Annotated in this window: 22 protein-coding genes and 1 rRNA gene; 2 read left to right on the top strand and 21 right to left on the bottom strand. The window is 43.1% G+C overall.

All coding sequences use genetic code 11. The features are described 5' to 3' along the window. The 3 genes from J2Z48_RS11555 to J2Z48_RS11565 all read right to left on the bottom strand — a co-directional run. A 16S ribosomal RNA gene (locus tag J2Z48_RS11555) occupies nucleotides 1–62 on the bottom strand; the annotation flags it as partial. Between the two features lie 233 nt (nucleotides 63–295). After that, nucleotides 296–715, bottom strand: a complete 420-nt coding sequence (locus tag J2Z48_RS11560) for an OsmC family protein (RefSeq protein WP_307253708.1) — start codon at nucleotides 713–715, stop codon at nucleotides 296–298. 13 nt (nucleotides 716–728) lie between these two features. Next, nucleotides 729–1,337, bottom strand: coding sequence for a stage II sporulation protein M (locus tag J2Z48_RS11565; protein WP_307253710.1), 609 nt, complete (start codon nucleotides 1,335–1,337; stop codon nucleotides 729–731). Nucleotides 1,338–1,425: 88 nt separating this feature from the next. On the opposite strand from J2Z48_RS11565, the gene pdaB reads away from it, so the two are divergent. Beyond that, the gene (pdaB, locus tag J2Z48_RS11570) at nucleotides 1,426–2,202 is read left to right on the top strand and encodes a polysaccharide deacetylase family sporulation protein PdaB (RefSeq protein WP_307253712.1); all 777 of its coding nucleotides are present in this window, start codon (nucleotides 1,426–1,428) and stop codon (nucleotides 2,200–2,202) included. Between the two features lie 16 nt (nucleotides 2,203–2,218). Here pdaB and J2Z48_RS11575 read toward each other — a convergent pair whose 3' ends face one another. Then, nucleotides 2,219–2,854: a KinB-signaling pathway activation protein gene (locus tag J2Z48_RS11575; protein WP_307253714.1), complete on the bottom strand. Its 636-nt coding sequence runs from the start codon at nucleotides 2,852–2,854 to the stop codon at nucleotides 2,219–2,221. 151 nt (nucleotides 2,855–3,005) lie between these two features. Between J2Z48_RS11575 and gerD the strand changes: the two genes are divergently transcribed. Beyond that, nucleotides 3,006–3,635, top strand: coding sequence for a spore germination lipoprotein GerD (gene gerD / locus J2Z48_RS11580; protein WP_307253715.1), 630 nt, complete (start codon nucleotides 3,006–3,008; stop codon nucleotides 3,633–3,635). Nucleotides 3,636–3,707: 72 nt separating this feature from the next. On the opposite strand, the gene salA is transcribed toward gerD, so the two are convergent. From salA to J2Z48_RS11665, 17 genes are all read right to left on the bottom strand, one after another. After that, nucleotides 3,708–4,805, bottom strand: a complete 1,098-nt coding sequence (gene salA, locus J2Z48_RS11585; RefSeq protein WP_307253718.1) for an iron-sulfur carrier protein/transcriptional regulator SalA — start codon at nucleotides 4,803–4,805, stop codon at nucleotides 3,708–3,710. 159 nt (nucleotides 4,806–4,964) lie between these two features. After that, nucleotides 4,965–5,720: an N-acetylmuramoyl-L-alanine amidase CwlD gene (gene cwlD, locus J2Z48_RS11590; RefSeq protein WP_307253719.1), complete on the bottom strand. Its 756-nt coding sequence runs from the start codon at nucleotides 5,718–5,720 to the stop codon at nucleotides 4,965–4,967. Between the two features lie 149 nt (nucleotides 5,721–5,869). Then, complete coding sequence (rpsI, locus tag J2Z48_RS11595) at nucleotides 5,870–6,262, bottom strand: 30S ribosomal protein S9 (protein WP_072332725.1); 393 nt, start codon at nucleotides 6,260–6,262, stop codon at nucleotides 5,870–5,872. Between the two features lie 19 nt (nucleotides 6,263–6,281). Continuing rightward, nucleotides 6,282–6,719 (bottom strand): 50S ribosomal protein L13, encoded by a 438-nt coding sequence (rplM, locus tag J2Z48_RS11600; RefSeq protein ID WP_307253723.1) that lies wholly within the window; start codon nucleotides 6,717–6,719, stop codon nucleotides 6,282–6,284. Between the two features lie 223 nt (nucleotides 6,720–6,942). Then, nucleotides 6,943–7,692: a tRNA pseudouridine(38-40) synthase TruA gene (gene truA, locus J2Z48_RS11605; RefSeq protein ID WP_307253725.1), complete on the bottom strand. Its 750-nt coding sequence runs from the start codon at nucleotides 7,690–7,692 to the stop codon at nucleotides 6,943–6,945. A gap of 7 nt (nucleotides 7,693–7,699) precedes the next feature. After that, a complete protein-coding gene (locus tag J2Z48_RS11610; protein WP_307253728.1) occupies nucleotides 7,700–8,494 on the bottom strand; it encodes an energy-coupling factor transporter transmembrane component T family protein in 795 nt (264 codons plus the stop codon). Beyond that, nucleotides 8,491–9,348 carry an energy-coupling factor transporter ATPase gene (locus J2Z48_RS11615; protein ID WP_307253729.1) on the bottom strand — a complete coding sequence of 286 codons (858 nt, stop codon included), beginning with the start codon at nucleotides 9,346–9,348 and terminating at the stop codon, nucleotides 8,491–8,493. Before J2Z48_RS11615 ends, J2Z48_RS11610 begins: the two co-directional genes overlap by 4 nt. Next, the gene (locus tag J2Z48_RS11620) at nucleotides 9,324–10,181 is read right to left on the bottom strand and encodes an energy-coupling factor transporter ATPase (RefSeq protein WP_307253732.1); all 858 of its coding nucleotides are present in this window, start codon (nucleotides 10,179–10,181) and stop codon (nucleotides 9,324–9,326) included. The genes J2Z48_RS11615 and J2Z48_RS11620 overlap by 25 nt, the downstream gene beginning before the upstream one ends. Before the next feature lie 78 nt (nucleotides 10,182–10,259). After that, nucleotides 10,260–10,652: a 50S ribosomal protein L17 gene (gene rplQ / locus J2Z48_RS11625; RefSeq protein WP_072332740.1), complete on the bottom strand. Its 393-nt coding sequence runs from the start codon at nucleotides 10,650–10,652 to the stop codon at nucleotides 10,260–10,262. A 26-nt stretch (nucleotides 10,653–10,678) separates the two neighbouring features. Then, the gene (locus tag J2Z48_RS11630; protein ID WP_307253926.1) at nucleotides 10,679–11,632 is read right to left on the bottom strand and encodes a DNA-directed RNA polymerase subunit alpha; all 954 of its coding nucleotides are present in this window, start codon (nucleotides 11,630–11,632) and stop codon (nucleotides 10,679–10,681) included. 230 nt (nucleotides 11,633–11,862) lie between these two features. Then, on the bottom strand, nucleotides 11,863–12,264 hold the full coding sequence (gene rpsK, locus J2Z48_RS11635) for a 30S ribosomal protein S11 (RefSeq protein WP_072332746.1): 402 nt from the start codon (nucleotides 12,262–12,264) through the stop codon (nucleotides 11,863–11,865). 22 nt (nucleotides 12,265–12,286) lie between these two features. Then, nucleotides 12,287–12,655 carry a 30S ribosomal protein S13 gene (rpsM, locus tag J2Z48_RS11640; RefSeq protein WP_072332749.1) on the bottom strand — a complete coding sequence of 123 codons (369 nt, stop codon included), beginning with the start codon at nucleotides 12,653–12,655 and terminating at the stop codon, nucleotides 12,287–12,289. Between the two features lie 20 nt (nucleotides 12,656–12,675). Next, the gene (gene rpmJ, locus J2Z48_RS11645) at nucleotides 12,676–12,789 is read right to left on the bottom strand and encodes a 50S ribosomal protein L36 (RefSeq protein WP_072332752.1); all 114 of its coding nucleotides are present in this window, start codon (nucleotides 12,787–12,789) and stop codon (nucleotides 12,676–12,678) included. Nucleotides 12,790–12,821: 32 nt separating this feature from the next. Beyond that, nucleotides 12,822–13,040, bottom strand: coding sequence for a translation initiation factor IF-1 (infA, locus tag J2Z48_RS11650; protein WP_072332755.1), 219 nt, complete (start codon nucleotides 13,038–13,040; stop codon nucleotides 12,822–12,824). Nucleotides 13,041–13,043: 3 nt separating this feature from the next. Next, nucleotides 13,044–13,358, bottom strand: a complete 315-nt coding sequence (locus tag J2Z48_RS11655) for a KOW domain-containing RNA-binding protein (protein ID WP_307253740.1) — start codon at nucleotides 13,356–13,358, stop codon at nucleotides 13,044–13,046. A gap of 11 nt (nucleotides 13,359–13,369) precedes the next feature. Beyond that, the gene (gene map / locus J2Z48_RS11660) at nucleotides 13,370–14,116 is read right to left on the bottom strand and encodes a type I methionyl aminopeptidase (RefSeq protein ID WP_307253743.1); all 747 of its coding nucleotides are present in this window, start codon (nucleotides 14,114–14,116) and stop codon (nucleotides 13,370–13,372) included. Next, nucleotides 14,113–14,766, bottom strand: coding sequence for an adenylate kinase (locus J2Z48_RS11665; RefSeq protein ID WP_307253746.1), 654 nt, complete (start codon nucleotides 14,764–14,766; stop codon nucleotides 14,113–14,115). The genes map and J2Z48_RS11665 overlap by 4 nt, the downstream gene beginning before the upstream one ends. Nucleotides 14,767–14,799: the final 33 nt, after the last annotated feature.

Raw genomic sequence — 14,799 nt, forward strand, 5'->3', positions numbered from 1 at the left:
ACTTGCATGTATTAGGCACGCCGCCAGCGTTCGTCCTGAGCCAGGATCAAACTCTCCATTGAAAGTTTGAGCTAAGCTCAATTTAAAGTAATTAAACAGGTCTTGGTTCATTCACTCTTTAGTTTTCAAGGAACACTTGCTTTTTGTTTGTGCCACCGTATCGCGGCGACATGTAATAATATAGCACAGACAAACTTGTAGAGTCAACATCATTTTTATAAAAAAGATAAAGAAGTTTCATACCGGTCACTAGGATTCCGTTTTCATCATACAACTAAACGAGTTTAGAGATTGTTTACGTATTGAAATGCTCACCATTTACCTCAAAACTAGCCGTAATACGAGCAGACAATGAATTAGACACAGTACAATATTTCTCAACAGATAACTGAACGGCACGACGTACTTTCTCAACCGGAAGATCACCCATTAAGCGATAATGCATATGTACATCTGTAAACTTCTTCGGAAACTCAGTTGCACGCTCCCCACTCACTTCCATCGAAAAGGATTGTACTTCTAAGCGCATTTTCGTCAATATGTCTACGATATCAATTCCTGAACAGGTCCCTACAGCGGACAATAACATTTCTGTCGGACGAGGTCCTAGGTTCTCTCCCCCCACTTCAGAAGAAGCATCCGTCGTAATATGATGTCCAGACGGGGTATCTGTCTTAAACTCCATTTTCCCTTGCCATTGTATATCGATCTTCATCTTTATCCTCCTTTTATGCAGAAGTGATCAACAGCCCTTCGATACTAGCTGCTATAAACAACAATAAGACGATAAGCCCCAGCAACACAGGAAAACGCTGCCCAATCTCCTTCCATGCCATCTTTGCCTGAATCTGATTAGATGGTTTGAATAGCGAGACTGCTGATGAAAACACAGACATTCCTATTCGTAATCCCAAAGTAGCCGCGAGAAAAATAGCGGGTAATTCAAATATACCATGGGGCAATATCTTTGTTAAAAATAAGTTCCAGCCTGAGATCCCTGTCTCTTGACTAGAGGTGGTCATTACATAACCCAGCAATAACCCATTTGTCATCATGCTTGAAATCGTTGGAATTCCTAGCAGAACACCCATTACGATTAGCATCAAGCAAGCCTTAAGATTGTTCATAAAGATCTCTTTGCTAACATCAAACCAACTAGGATTCGTACCTAGGCTCCGAATCATTTTCTCAAAGTGATCAAAAATCTGAAGTTGCTCGAAGAGCTTCCTCCACTGTTCTGTATTCACACTTCCCATAAACGCAGAAATAAGAAATATCGTTGTGGCAATCAGGATAAGCCTTTTTTCTGCTTGTAGGGCAAAGAGGAGTCTCCTCAATTTAATTTCACCTCTTGTATATCATATCTCTTGTCCCTCGTACATACATTACCATTAGGACAGGTTTCTAAATGAAGGAGGGTACCAAATGAACTATTTTATGGTTTTATCCGGTAAGAAAATAAAACGCATTTTTCTATTAGCACTCGTTTGTATCTTTGGCATTGGAGTTTATTATGCCGAAGCAAAGGATTTACCAGTCTTTTTTTCTAAACAAGCCCCAGATAAGGATCCAGCTGCCATCTACAGTGTAAAAACGGACAAGAAGGTAGTCGCATTAACCTTTGATATTAGCTGGGGGGAAGAACGCACAGCTCCTATCCTAGATGTACTTCAGAAAAAAGGAGTTAAAAAAGCAACCTTTTTCCTCTCTTCTCCTTGGGCTGAGACACATCCCGATTTAGTGAAAAAAATTGGTGATGAGCTAAAGTTCGAGATTGGAAGCCATGGACATAAACACGATAATTACAGCCAGCTCTCCGAAGAACAAATCAAAAAACAAATTACAACATCCGATACGATCTTAAATAAAGTAACGGGTAAAAAGATGAACCTGATTCGCTATCCAAACGGAGATTTTGACAAGCGTGTACTTAAGGTTGCCCAAAGTTTAGGGTATACTTCGATCCAGTGGGATACAGACTCCAGAGATTGGATGAATCCTGGTGTGAAAGCAATTGTAGACCGTGTTGTAACCAAAGCGCATCCAGGTGATATCATCTTGCTACACGCGAGTGATTCTTGCCGACAAACACATGAAGCGCTACCTCAAATCATCGATCAATTAAGAAGTAAAGGATACGAATTTGTCACTGTCTCAGAATTAGTATCCAGCACGCAACAAAAAGTGAAGCCAGTTCAGTAAGCTAGACGACTTTAGTCTAGCTCTTTTTTTTCTGTTTGTTTGCCAGCAATTGGTTTTCGTTTGATTTCTCATCTTTTCTGGCACGAGTCCAGCGTTGAAGATTCAAAATCTGCCATGTATTACATGCCACCAATACAAAAACAGTTGATGCAATGGAAGAGATAGGAACCTCTCCATCCTTGATGTTCATAGTCGGAATTGCTTCCAGCATCGTTACGGTAAACATGAAGAAGAGGGTTGGAATGAAGGCTGCCTTCTGTGTGAAGCGCACTTTTTGTTTTCCAATGATCACACTCACTACAAGTAATATCATTGGAATCGATAAATGCATCCATAAGTCTGTGCCATTATATTTATTCACATTCAAATAGACCACACATCCAAATACAACAAGCAAGAAAAGCAATTGGATAGTATTAAAGGTTTTTTGATTCCGTACTAAACCCATACTAAGCCAGTTAAATACGAGATAAGAAAAAAAGCCGAGCTGTGTAATAGAGGGAAGAAGAAGTCCAGTAAGGATTAAAAGGTTAACCGGTCCAAATAGTGAACTTCCTGTAATCCAATATGAAACCAAACCAAGTATACATGTAACACTTGCTCCAATGAGAAGTGTAGAAAAATACCATTTAAATAAACTTTTTAATGTCATGTCGTATCGCTCCCTGATATCTAACTGAACCGATTGTAACAAAGTTGGTCTGCGTTAGCTATGCATGAACTTTCCTTTGTTTGGATGGATAAAGGAAAATCACAAACCACATAATATAGATACATAGGCAAACTGAAACGGGGTATGAATTATGGCTCTCATTCGTATCATTTCACTTATCGCAATCATGTTCTTGGTAACCTCTTGTGGCTCACAAAAAGAGTCTGAGTCTGTTGATTATCAGAAGACCAAAGGAATCGTATTAGATGTCCTTCAAACTCAAGAAGGGAAACAAGCTCTACAAAAAATGATGACCGATCCTGAGTTTAAAGAGCAGATCGTTGTCAATTCACAAGAAGTAGAGAAGGCTATGTCTAAGGTGATGACGGATCCGAAAGCACAAGAAGGGCTTGGTAAGCTACTGGCAAAGCCTGATATTGCAAATAGCTTTGCAAAAGCGACTGAGAAAGAGATGAAAAATCTCTTTAAAGCTTTGATGAAAGATCCTGAGTATCAAAAATCCATGATGGATCTTCTCAAGGATCCAGAGTTCTCGAAGACGATTCTTCAGTTAATGAAAAGCCAAGAGAACCGCAAAGAAACAATGAAAATCATCGAAGAAGCAATGAAGTCACCTAGTTTTCAACAACAGCTGATGAAACTGATTCAAGAGAGCTCTAAAAAAGGAAAACAGCAACAGTCTTCTCAAGGATCAGATCAGGGTGGTGGATCTGAAGACTCCGGTAGTAGTACAGGAGATGGTAGCAGTAACGCCCCTTAATCATGTGAACAAAAACAAAAGCTTGTCAAAGATGAAACCAGTCCTAAGTGGGACTGGTTTCATACTGTAAACTTATGTGGTAACAGCTTGAGCCACTTTTCGCGCCAGCTCATCATACAGTTTCCCTGTTGGATGGTTGCTCGCATAAACAGAAGGTGAATACTCCGGGTCCTCTAATACATTACCAGGAGCTCCGAGAGGAATTTGGCAAAGAAGTTCTACATTTAGTGACTCTGCAAGCTTTTCACCGCCTCCACGACCAAATACATACTCTTTATCGCCGTTTCGATCTGTGTACCAAGACATATTCTCCACTACCCCGAGAATCTCATGCTTAGTCGTACTAAGTGCCATCGCACCAGCACGGGCTGCTACAAATGCTGCTGTTGCATGCGGAGTGGTTACAATAATCTCTTTACTCTGAGGAATCATTTGATGAACGTCGAGAGCAATGTCTCCTGTGCCAGGCGGTAAATCGAGTAGGAGATAATCTAATTCTCCCCAATGTACTTCATGAAGGAAGTTACGTAACATTTTACCTAGGATAGGACCACGCCATACGACAGGGGCATTATCCTCTACAAAGAAGCCCATCGATATCACCTTAACTCCATATCGCTCTACTGGAAGAATGACATCATCGATAACAGTGGGTCGTTGCTCAATCCCCATCATATCTGGAACACTAAACCCGTAAATATCGGCATCGATAATACCTACTTTTTTCCCCGCACGTGCCAAAGCAACTGCCAAGTTAACCGTTACGGTGGACTTTCCGACCCCACCTTTTCCTGAAGCAATCGCAATATAGTTGGTTTGAGGAATTCCTGGTGCTGCAGAAGGTGCCTTTCCACCTTGAGGAGTAGCATTGTTACGACTTGCATGCTGCTCTGCACGTAATGAAGCAGATAACGTTGCCCTCTCTTCATCCGTCATAGCGCCAAACGTGACTGTCACACGCTCTGCACCTAATTGCCGGATTGCATTTTCTACGTCTTCCTGAATCTTTATTTTTAATGGGCATCCTCGAATGGTTAGGATTACATCCAGCGATACATCATTGCCTTGTATCTGGATATTCCGAATCATATTCAAACTTACAAGACTTTTATTAAGCTCGGGGTCTTTTACCTCCCGCAACGCTTCCATAATGCTCTCAGTCGTTAGCATATTTTAAACACACCTCGGAGTTATATACTAAAGTTCAGTTATGTTGATTGAAATTGTCATGAGGATCGATCTAACAACCTCGTCCTCTTGCCAGTTACCTTATGTAGGTCAACATATCCAGATTGATTATAGCATACTAGAGGACAAATCTGTTTCTTGCTATTTAACATCAGGCACTTTTTTGCCATCATAATAGGCAAGCATTCCATAATAAATCGCCGATGCAACTTGTTTTTGATAAGCTTCTGTGGCTAATAATCGAGCCTCTTCCGAGTTTGATAAAAATCCAACCTCCACTAAGGCCATTGGAACAGGCGAATACTTCATGAGAAACACATCATTTTTAGCTTTTGGTAGTCGGTCTGTGTTAGCAATCGTACGAATGATTTCAGATTGGATTAAGGATGCGAGACGTTTATTCTCTTCCTTAATTGGATTATAGAAGGTTTGCGCACCTCGCCACGGTCCCGCTGCCATCGAGTTAAGATGAATGCTGATAAACAGTTCCGCTTTGCTCTCTCGAACTAACCGAACCCGATTGGATAAATCTTCTGCCTTCCGGCGCGAAATTCTCCGAGTGTCAGGGTTTGCAAGATCTGTATCCGTCTCTCTCGTCATCACAACCTGAGCACCCGCTTGTCCGAGAAGCTGTTGCAAATAAGAAGCGATCTTCAGTGTTATATCTTTCTCAATGATACCCGAAGGGCTCACCGCTCCCCCATCTATTCCCCCATGACCTGCATCAATCACAATCACTTTCCCAAACATCGGCTCACTCCGTGACATCCACGTGCTTCGAATGGGCTCAATCATGAAACTACAAGTGAGCAATATAACTCCCATCAGAGGAATCCAGTACATTTTCCTCCAACGAAACATACTAATTCCACGATAGATCGATTTAAATAATATCATTCGAACGCCTCCATACACAGCTATGTTACTAATGTGTATGCTTCCACAGTACAAGCTATGAAGGAGTATTGAAAAACACTCTGGGTTATTGAAAAAAAATAAAAGCCCCCAACCATCTACATGATTGGAAGCTTTTATATAAACAGCTATTACCGTTTGGAGAACTGTGGAGCACGACGAGCTGCTTTAAGACCGTATTTCTTACGCTCTTTCATACGTGGGTCACGTGTTAAGAACCCAGCTTTTTTCAGTGCAGGACGAAGCTCTGCATCTACTTTTAGAAGTGCGCGTGCGATTCCGTGACGGATTGCACCAGCTTGTCCGGTAAAACCACCGCCACCTACATTAACAAGTACATCATAACGACCAAGAGTATCTGTCAATACAAGCGGTTGACGAACGATCGCTTTCAAAGTTTCAAGTCCGAAGTAAGTGTCCAAGTCACGACCGTTTACCACGATGCGGCCATCGCCAGCAACGAGACGTACACGGGCAACCGACTCCTTACGGCGACCGGTTCCATAAAACTGAACTTGTGCCAAAATCGGTACCTCCTTTTTATTAACCGCGTAGTTCATACTCAACTGGCGATTGTGCCTGATGAGGATGTTCGGTTCCTGCATATACTTTTAGTTTTTTCACTTGTTGACGACCTAGGCTACCTTTTGGAAGCATACCTTTTACTGCTAGTTCAATCATGCGCTCTGGACGAGTTGCACGAAGATCAGCAGCTACTGTCTGCTTCAAGCCACCTGGATGACCAGAATGACGGTAGTAGATCTTTTTGTTTAGTTTGTTACCGGTAAGTTCGATACCGGAAGCATTGATTACGATTACGAAATCACCTGTGTCCACGTGCGGGGTAAACTCAGGTTTATGTTTACCACGAAGTAGAGTAGCAACTTCAGTAGCTAGACGACCAAGTGTTTTACCTTGAGCATCTACCACATACCATTTACGTTCCACTTGATGTGGCTTTGCGATAAATGTTGTACGCATCGTATATTTCCCTCCTCTATGTGCAATAGACTGCGGTTAAGCCGGCCCTATTCAATGATATCCATTCAAATTTCGCTCATCCTTTGAAGCGGAAGGATGGGCGGAACGACGAGTAAAAAAGAACAATCTTTTTGTTTGCGCCGAACTAATTCCACCGGGGCGTGGAGTGGAAAATACCAAGCGTAATCATATACCACTTGTAGAAGATTGTCAAGTTGGCAACTTAAACTTCTAGAGGTGCATAGCCTACTTCAACTAATGTAAGACCTTCAGGCGGATAAGTAGGTCCCGCCAATCTCCGATCACAAGCACTTAGTAGTGCTAAGATGGAATGGGGATCACGTTCTCCTCTACCAACTTCCACCAATGTACCTGCAATAATGCGGACCATGTTGTATAGAAATCCACTCCCCGATACTTCAATGGACACGATACCCTGGTCTTCGCGAATCATGCAAGCATAAATGGTACGCCTATGGTCCTCCACAACCGTTTTGGTCGAACAAAGCGACGTAAACACATGCGTTCCCACTAGATAATTAGCTGCTTCTTGCATCAAAACCGGATCAAGTGATATAGGATCATGCGTTTGAAAGCGTCTCATAAATACATTGGGTATACGATTGGTATCAATGCTGTAACGATACGTCTTCCAATGCGCACTTTTCCGCGAATGAAAATCCATAGATACTTCTTGGCTAAAGCGGACAACTATATCACGAGGAAGCATCTTACGTAAGATGTACGTGTATTTCTCTCCCGGAATAGGTGAGACCGTTTCAAAGTGGCACACCTGTCCTAAGGCATGAACACCTGCATCTGTACGCCCCGAACCATGAATATGAATCTCTTCCCTAGTTAAGCGCTTCAATGCTTCCTCAAGCGTTCCTTGTATGGTTCTTTGCTCCGGTTGGCGTTGATATCCTGCATAATCAGTACCGTCATATGAAATGATTAATTGAATCTTTTTCATGATTGTCCTACTTTCTCATCCAAAAAAGGGCAGTTGCCACGATAGCAAAACATACCAGCAAAAGAACGTCCGAGCGACGTATGGAAAGAACTCTCAATTTCGAACGACCGACGCCACCCACATAGCCTCTTGCCTCCATCGCGGTTGCCAGATCCTCTGCCCGTCGAAACGACGAGATCATAAGTGGGATTAAAACAGGAATATACGCCATGACACGACGGTATAGATTTCCGCTTTCAAAGTCCGCTCCACGAGCCTTTTGTGCTTTGATAATCTTATCCGTCTCTGCCCATAGCGTAGGAATAAAGCGCAAGGCAATGGACATCATCATCGCAAACTCATGAACAGGAAACCTCCACCGGCGAAGGGGGGAAAGTAGCGACTCCAGCCCATCTGTTAAGTCAATCGGTGAAGTAGTAAACATCAGTAGGGAAGCAAAAGTCATTAATAAGATAAAACGAACCGAAAGAATAGCGGCTTGACGAACTCCTTCTTCATAAATCGTAAGAACTGGAGTTTCCAAGACAGCGCTTCCACTCTGAGTAAAAATAAGATGAAAAAGGGTCGTGAACAAGATCATCCAGATAATCAACTTCATCGATCGAAAAAAAAGTAGGAATGAAATTCGAGAAAGAACCATCCCAGCCAATCCAATAAACAGCAAAAGAGCATAGCTCTCTACATTGTTAGCGAAGAAAATCAAAATCAACATACAGAAGACAAAAATACATTTTGAACGCGGATCGAGTCGATGCAGCCAAGAGTCTATCGGTATGTACTGTCCAATCATAACAGAGTTCATGAGCCTCTCCTCCAACGATGAATAAGCTCGTCCGCTAATGCAGATAACTCATAAATCTCGGTCGAGACTGGTGTAGATAAATTCTGATTTAACGACATGATCCACTTCGTCACATCTGGAACATCTAGCCCACTTACTTGTAGATATGGCAGATTCCGAAAGATTTCAACGGGTTTTCCAGTAGAAATCACTTTCCCATCACTCATGAGCACGATCTGCTCAGCAAGTTCTGCAGCTTCATTCATATTGTGTGTAACATGAACGACTGTACATCCAAAGTGCTGATGAAATCTCTTTAAAATAGACAACAGATCTCTCTGCCCTAGGTAGTCTAATCCCGCAGTAGGTTCATCTAGAATCAGGATGTCAGGGCGCATAGCAAGTACTCCCGCAATGGCTACTCGTCTCATTTGACCACCCGATAACTCAAACGGCGATCGATCCCTTAGATCAGGAGAGAGACCCACCCACGACATCGCTTCAACCACCCGATGTTCGATTTCAGCTACATCACAACCAAGATTTTTCGGTCCAAAGGCAATATCCTTAGCTACTGTTTCTTCAAAAAGTTGATGCTCTGGATATTGAAAAACAACGCCAACCTTTTTACGGTACTCCCCTAATTTCTTAGATCGAGAGTGAATCCGAGTATCTCCTACCTGTAAGACACCGCTTGTAGGAAGGAGCAAGCCCGCCAAAAGTTGAACCAATGTAGATTTGCCAGAACCCGTCTTGCCAATAACAGCAACATAGCTGCCTTGATTGAATTGAACATGAATATTCTGAAGTGCTCGGTGTTCAAACGGAGTCCCAGTGGAATAGGTGTAGGTTATGTCTTGGAAAGATATCTCCATATCTGAGCCACCATTTCATCCGAATTTCCAATCGGTTCGTTTATCTCCAATCCCTGATCCTTCAACAATGCACGTAATCGAATCGGAAGAGGAACTTCTAAGCCCCACTGCTCTAACAAATGAGATTGGTTATATAAATCCTTAGATGGACAATCTAATTGAAGACGATGATGGGCAATCACAATGACCCGTTCTGCTAGAAAAGCTTCTTGTGCAGAATGAGTAATATGAATCACAGTATGACCCTGTTGATGAAGCTCTTTCATCAGTTCCCGTACTTCTTCTCGTCCCTGTGGATCAAGCATAGAGGTAGACTCATCGAACACAATGATATCTGGATTCATGGCAATTACACCCGCAATCGCAAGGCGCTGCTTTTGACCACCCGAAAGATGAGCTGGTTCACGATTTTCAAAACCAACTAATCCAACCACTTCTAGTGCCTGTTCGATACGTGGAATCATCTCTTCTCTTGGGACCCCTAAATTTTCAAGTCCAAACGCAACATCGTCGCGTACCGTTGTCGCCACAATTTGATTGTCTGGATTTTGAAAGACCATTCCTACTTTTCTACGAATATGAAATTGTCCAAGGTCATCTGAAGTAGAAAAATCCCCCACTCGAACTTCGCCTTCTGTGGGGATAAATAACCCATTTAGTAAACGAGCAAATGTGGATTTACCAGAGCCATTTGGTCCCATCACAACTACATACTCACCTGATTGAATCGTAAGATTGATGTCTTGTAATGCCCATTGCTCCTTCATTTGGCGATCTGGGTGATAATCAAACCATACTCCAGATAGTTCTATGAGAGATTTTGTGTGCTTCATATATTCCCACCTAAAGAAAAAAGGGTAACGTCAGGACCGGTTAGATCCTGCCCTCACCCTTTCAAACATAGCAAGCAGTTATTTTACAAGCTCAAGAAATACCATTGGAGCTCCGTCACCACGACGAGGTCCGATTTTCAAGATACGAGTATAACCACCATTACGCTCTGCATAACGTGGCGCAACTTCATCAAACAATTTTTTTACTGCATCTACATTCTTATGATGGGTTAATTCTTCGCCATCTTTTTCGGTATAAGAACGCTCAGTACGAACGAATGCGGCTGCTTGGCGGCGAGCATGCAAATCACCGCGTTTACCCAAAGTGATCAATTTCTCAGCAATTGAACGAACTTCTTTCGCTTTGGATTCAGTCGTTTGGATACGTTCGTTGAGGATTAGATCGGTTACGAGGTCACGGAAAAGAGCTTTACGAGCTGAACTATTGCGACCTAATTTAGAGTATGCCATCTATTTTCCCTCCCCCTAAAAGCGGATTAATCTTCGTTGCGCAAGCCAAGACCAAGCTCAGCAAGCTTTTCTTGTACCTCTTCTAAGGACTTACGTCCGAGGTTACGGACTTTCATCATATCTTCTTCTGATTTCTGCGTAAGCTCTTGGACGGAATTAATTCCAGCACGCTTTAGGCAGTTATAGGAACGAACAGAAAGATCTAGTTCTTCGATGGTCATCTCCATCACTTTTTCTTTCTTATCTTCTTCTTTTTCCACCATAATCTCAGCATCTTTTGCTTCTTCGGTCAAACCAACAAAAAGCATAATATGATCGTTGAGAATTTTTGCGCCAAGGCTAACAGCTTCATCAGGTTTCAAGCTACCATTGGACCAAACTTCTAATGTAAGTTTGTCGTAGTTAGTAACTTGTCCAACACGTGTATTCTCAATTTGATAGTTTACACGTTCAATTGGAGTATAGATGGAGTCAATTGGAATCACACCAATTGCCTGATCTTCGTTTTTATTCTTGTCGGCGGCCACGTAACCACGTCCACGATTCGCTGTCATACGAATACGAAGATGTGCTCCCGCTTCGAGCGTCGCAATGTGTAGATTTGGATTAAGAACCTCCACATCACTATCAGCGCGAATGTCCCCAGCAAGAATCTCATAACCATCCGTTCCGCCATCAATATCAATCTCTAGCGTTTTTTGTTCATCGGAATGAATTTTGAGGGCGAGCTTCTTCAAGTTGAGAATCAGTTCAGTTGTATCTTCGACCACACCAGGAATTGTAGAGAACTCATGCAATACACCGTCGATCTGAATCGCTGTAACAGCTGCTCCTGGCAAAGAGGAGAGCAGTACACGGCGTAACGAGTTTCCTAAGGTAGTACCATAGCCTCGTTCAAGAGGTTCCACTACAAACTTCCCGTATCGATGATCTTCGCTGATCTCAACAGCTTCGATCTTTGGCTTTTCAATTTCAATCATACGGCTCACAAACCCTCCTTCAGAACGTCGTAGTTCTGGATCTATCAGGTTACATAGGCTCGTTCATCGTTTAACAACGCCAATCACACGTTTGAGAAGACGTGTCATCCTACTCTAACGTGCCCGTGCAACTACATGTGCATAAGTAAGAGTGCTGAAAAATTTTCCAGTCCTATCCAGTATACACAATCTGGTTCGAAGATAAACCCTAAAGTTATCTTGTCAACGCATTATACACGACGACGTTTTGGCGGACGACAACCATTGTGAGGGATTGGTGTCACATCTTTAATTAAGCTAACTTCTAACCCCACTGCTTGAAGAGAACGGATTGCTGCTTCACGACCGGAACCAGGTCCTTTTACCATTACTTCAACGGTCTTCATACCGTTTTCCATAGCGGTTTTCGCTGCCACTTCTGCTGCCATTTGAGCTGCGAAAGGTGTGCTTTTACGGCTACCTTTGAAGCCCATGGTACCTGCAGATGCCCAAGCGATTGAGTTACCACGTGGATCGGTAATGGTGATGATAGTGTTGTTAAAAGTAGAACGAATGTGTACAACGCCAGACTCAACATGTTTTTTAACACGGCGTTTCACGCGTTGGTTCGCGCCTTTACGTTTTGGTGCCATTGGTAAGTCCCTCCTTATCTAATTATTTTTTCTTGTTCGCAACGGTACGACGTGGTCCCTTACGAGTACGTGCATTCGTTTTGGTTTTTTGACCACGAACTGGCAAGCCTCTACGATGACGAATTCCACGATAGGAAGCAATCTCCATCAAACGTTTGATGTTAAGAGAGATTTCACGACGTAGATCTCCTTCGATTGTAAGAGTCTTGTCAATGTGAGTACGAAGTTTGTTTACTTCTTCCTCCGTTAGATCACGGACACGAGTATCTGGATTTACACCAGTCTCAGAAATAATTTTTTTAGATTGAGAGCGACCAATACCATAGATATAGGTTAGGGCGATCTCAACGCGTTTTTCACGTGGCAAGTCAATACCTGCAATACGTGCCATACGCTACACCTCCCTTTCTGTTAACCTTGTTTTTGTTTGTGTTTTGGATTTTCACAGATTACCATTACTACCCCTTTGCGGCGGATAACTTTACATTTTTCGCAAATGGGCTTCACCGATGGACGTACTTTCATTACCGGTTTACCTCCTTCTCGTTCCCGAAAGGTTACTTATAACGATAAGTAATCCGTCCGCGGGTTAAGTCGTATGGAGAGAGTTGAACCGTCACTTTATCCCCCGGAAGAATTCGGATAAAATGCATGCGAATCTTTCCTGATACAGTCGCGAGTACTGTATGACGATTCTCTAACTCCACTTTAAACATTGCGTTAGGTAGGGATTCAACAACGATTCCTTCCACCTCAATTACATCTTCCTTGGCCATGACTCACACTCCTTTCTGTTCTTCAGAACGTATTTGGAGCAGGTATTGGTTCAGGGCGTACCGCAACAGTGCATTGGTGACACGACCTGTAACCTGCAAGCTACTAACTACCTCTTGCGCCACTTGAATGGTTGGTTGTACATGCTTCTGGTTTTTCCGCTTGGGCTTCTCAGCCATTCGCTTTTTACCATCCGCTAACCATACAAAGTGAGGTTCTTCCAAGCCGATGACAACCGCGTAAGCACCAGCTTCTCGTCCCGTTTTCACTTGAACGATCTGCCCAACACATATACGACTGTCAACACCTGTCACATCCATCACCCTTCACCTTACGCTGTGGTAAGTATCTCATAGCCATCGTCCGTAATCGCGATAGTGTGCTCGAAGTGAGCACATAGAGAACCGTCTGTAGTTACAACTGTCCACTGATCATCTAATGTACGAACAAAGCGGCTTCCCGCATTCACCATCGGCTCGATTGCTAAGGTCATTCCCTTGGAAAGACGTCTGCCTTTTCCAGGTTCACCGAAGTTTGGAACAGAAGGATCTTCATGAAGCTCACGACCGATTCCATGTCCAGCATACTCCTCCACAATCGAAAATCCCGCTGCCTCAGCAACAGATTGAATCGCATGAGATACGTCACCTAGCCGTATTCCTGGTTTACATACTGCTAAACCAGCATACAACGATTGTTCAGTGACAGCAAGTAAACGCTCCGCCTCAGGTGTTACGATCCCTATTGGATAGGTCCACGCAGAATCACCATGAAAGCCTTCGTAATAAGCACCAATATCGACAGAGAAGATATCGCCATTTAGAAGCTTGCGCTTGCCTGGGATACCGTGCACGAGCTCATCATTTACTGAAGTGCATACACTTCCTTGAAAGCCGTTATATCCCTTAAAAGAAGGGGTTGCTCCCAAACTCCTGATGAACTTCTCTGCAACATGATCAATCTCTTTCGTTGTGATGCCCGGCTCAATCCATTTTTTTAACTCCTGATGAGTTAGATAAACAATTTTGCCGGCTTGCCTCATACGTTCGATCTCAGTTAACGACTTAACCGTGATCATAAAACTGTTCCTCGAACCACAGACAAGATATGCTTACTTACTTCATCGATTGGCAGAGCTCCATATACACGCTCCAGTTTGCCATTTGACTCGTAGTAAGTAAGTAAATGATTTGTTTGTTCAAAGTTGACCTTAAGACGGTTTGCAACCGTTTCTGCACGATCATCCTCGCGTTGGTATAGCTCTCCACCACAATGATCACAAACTCCTTCCTTTTCAGGAGGAGCAAACACTACATGGTAGGTAGCACCACAATCACGACAAATCCAACGACCTGTGAGGCGGCGTAAAAGCTCATCCATCGCTACATCGATGTAGATAACGTGATCTAATTCGCGGTTCAAATCGATTAATAATTGATCTAATGCTTCTGCTTGAGGTACCGTTCTCGGGAAACCATCTAACAAGAAGCCTTTCGCACAATCATCTTTTGCCAGGCGCTCACGAACAATTCCAATCGTTACACGGTCAGGAACCAATTGCCCTTGATCCATAAACGATTTTGCTTCTAATCCTAGAGGCGTTTGTTCTTTCACAGCTGCACGAAACATATCACCTGTCGAGATATGTGGTATATTCAACTGCTCTATGATCTTCGCAGCTTGTGTACCTTTTCCTGCGCCGGGCATACCCATCAAGATAATATTCAAGCGTCTTACCTCCCGGTGAATCTCCTGCGGGCG

Origin of the sequence: Croceifilum oryzae, from assembly GCF_030814315.1 — a bacterium.
In the GTDB taxonomy this organism is placed as follows: Bacteria; Bacillota; Bacilli; order Thermoactinomycetales; family Thermoactinomycetaceae; genus Baia; species Baia oryzae.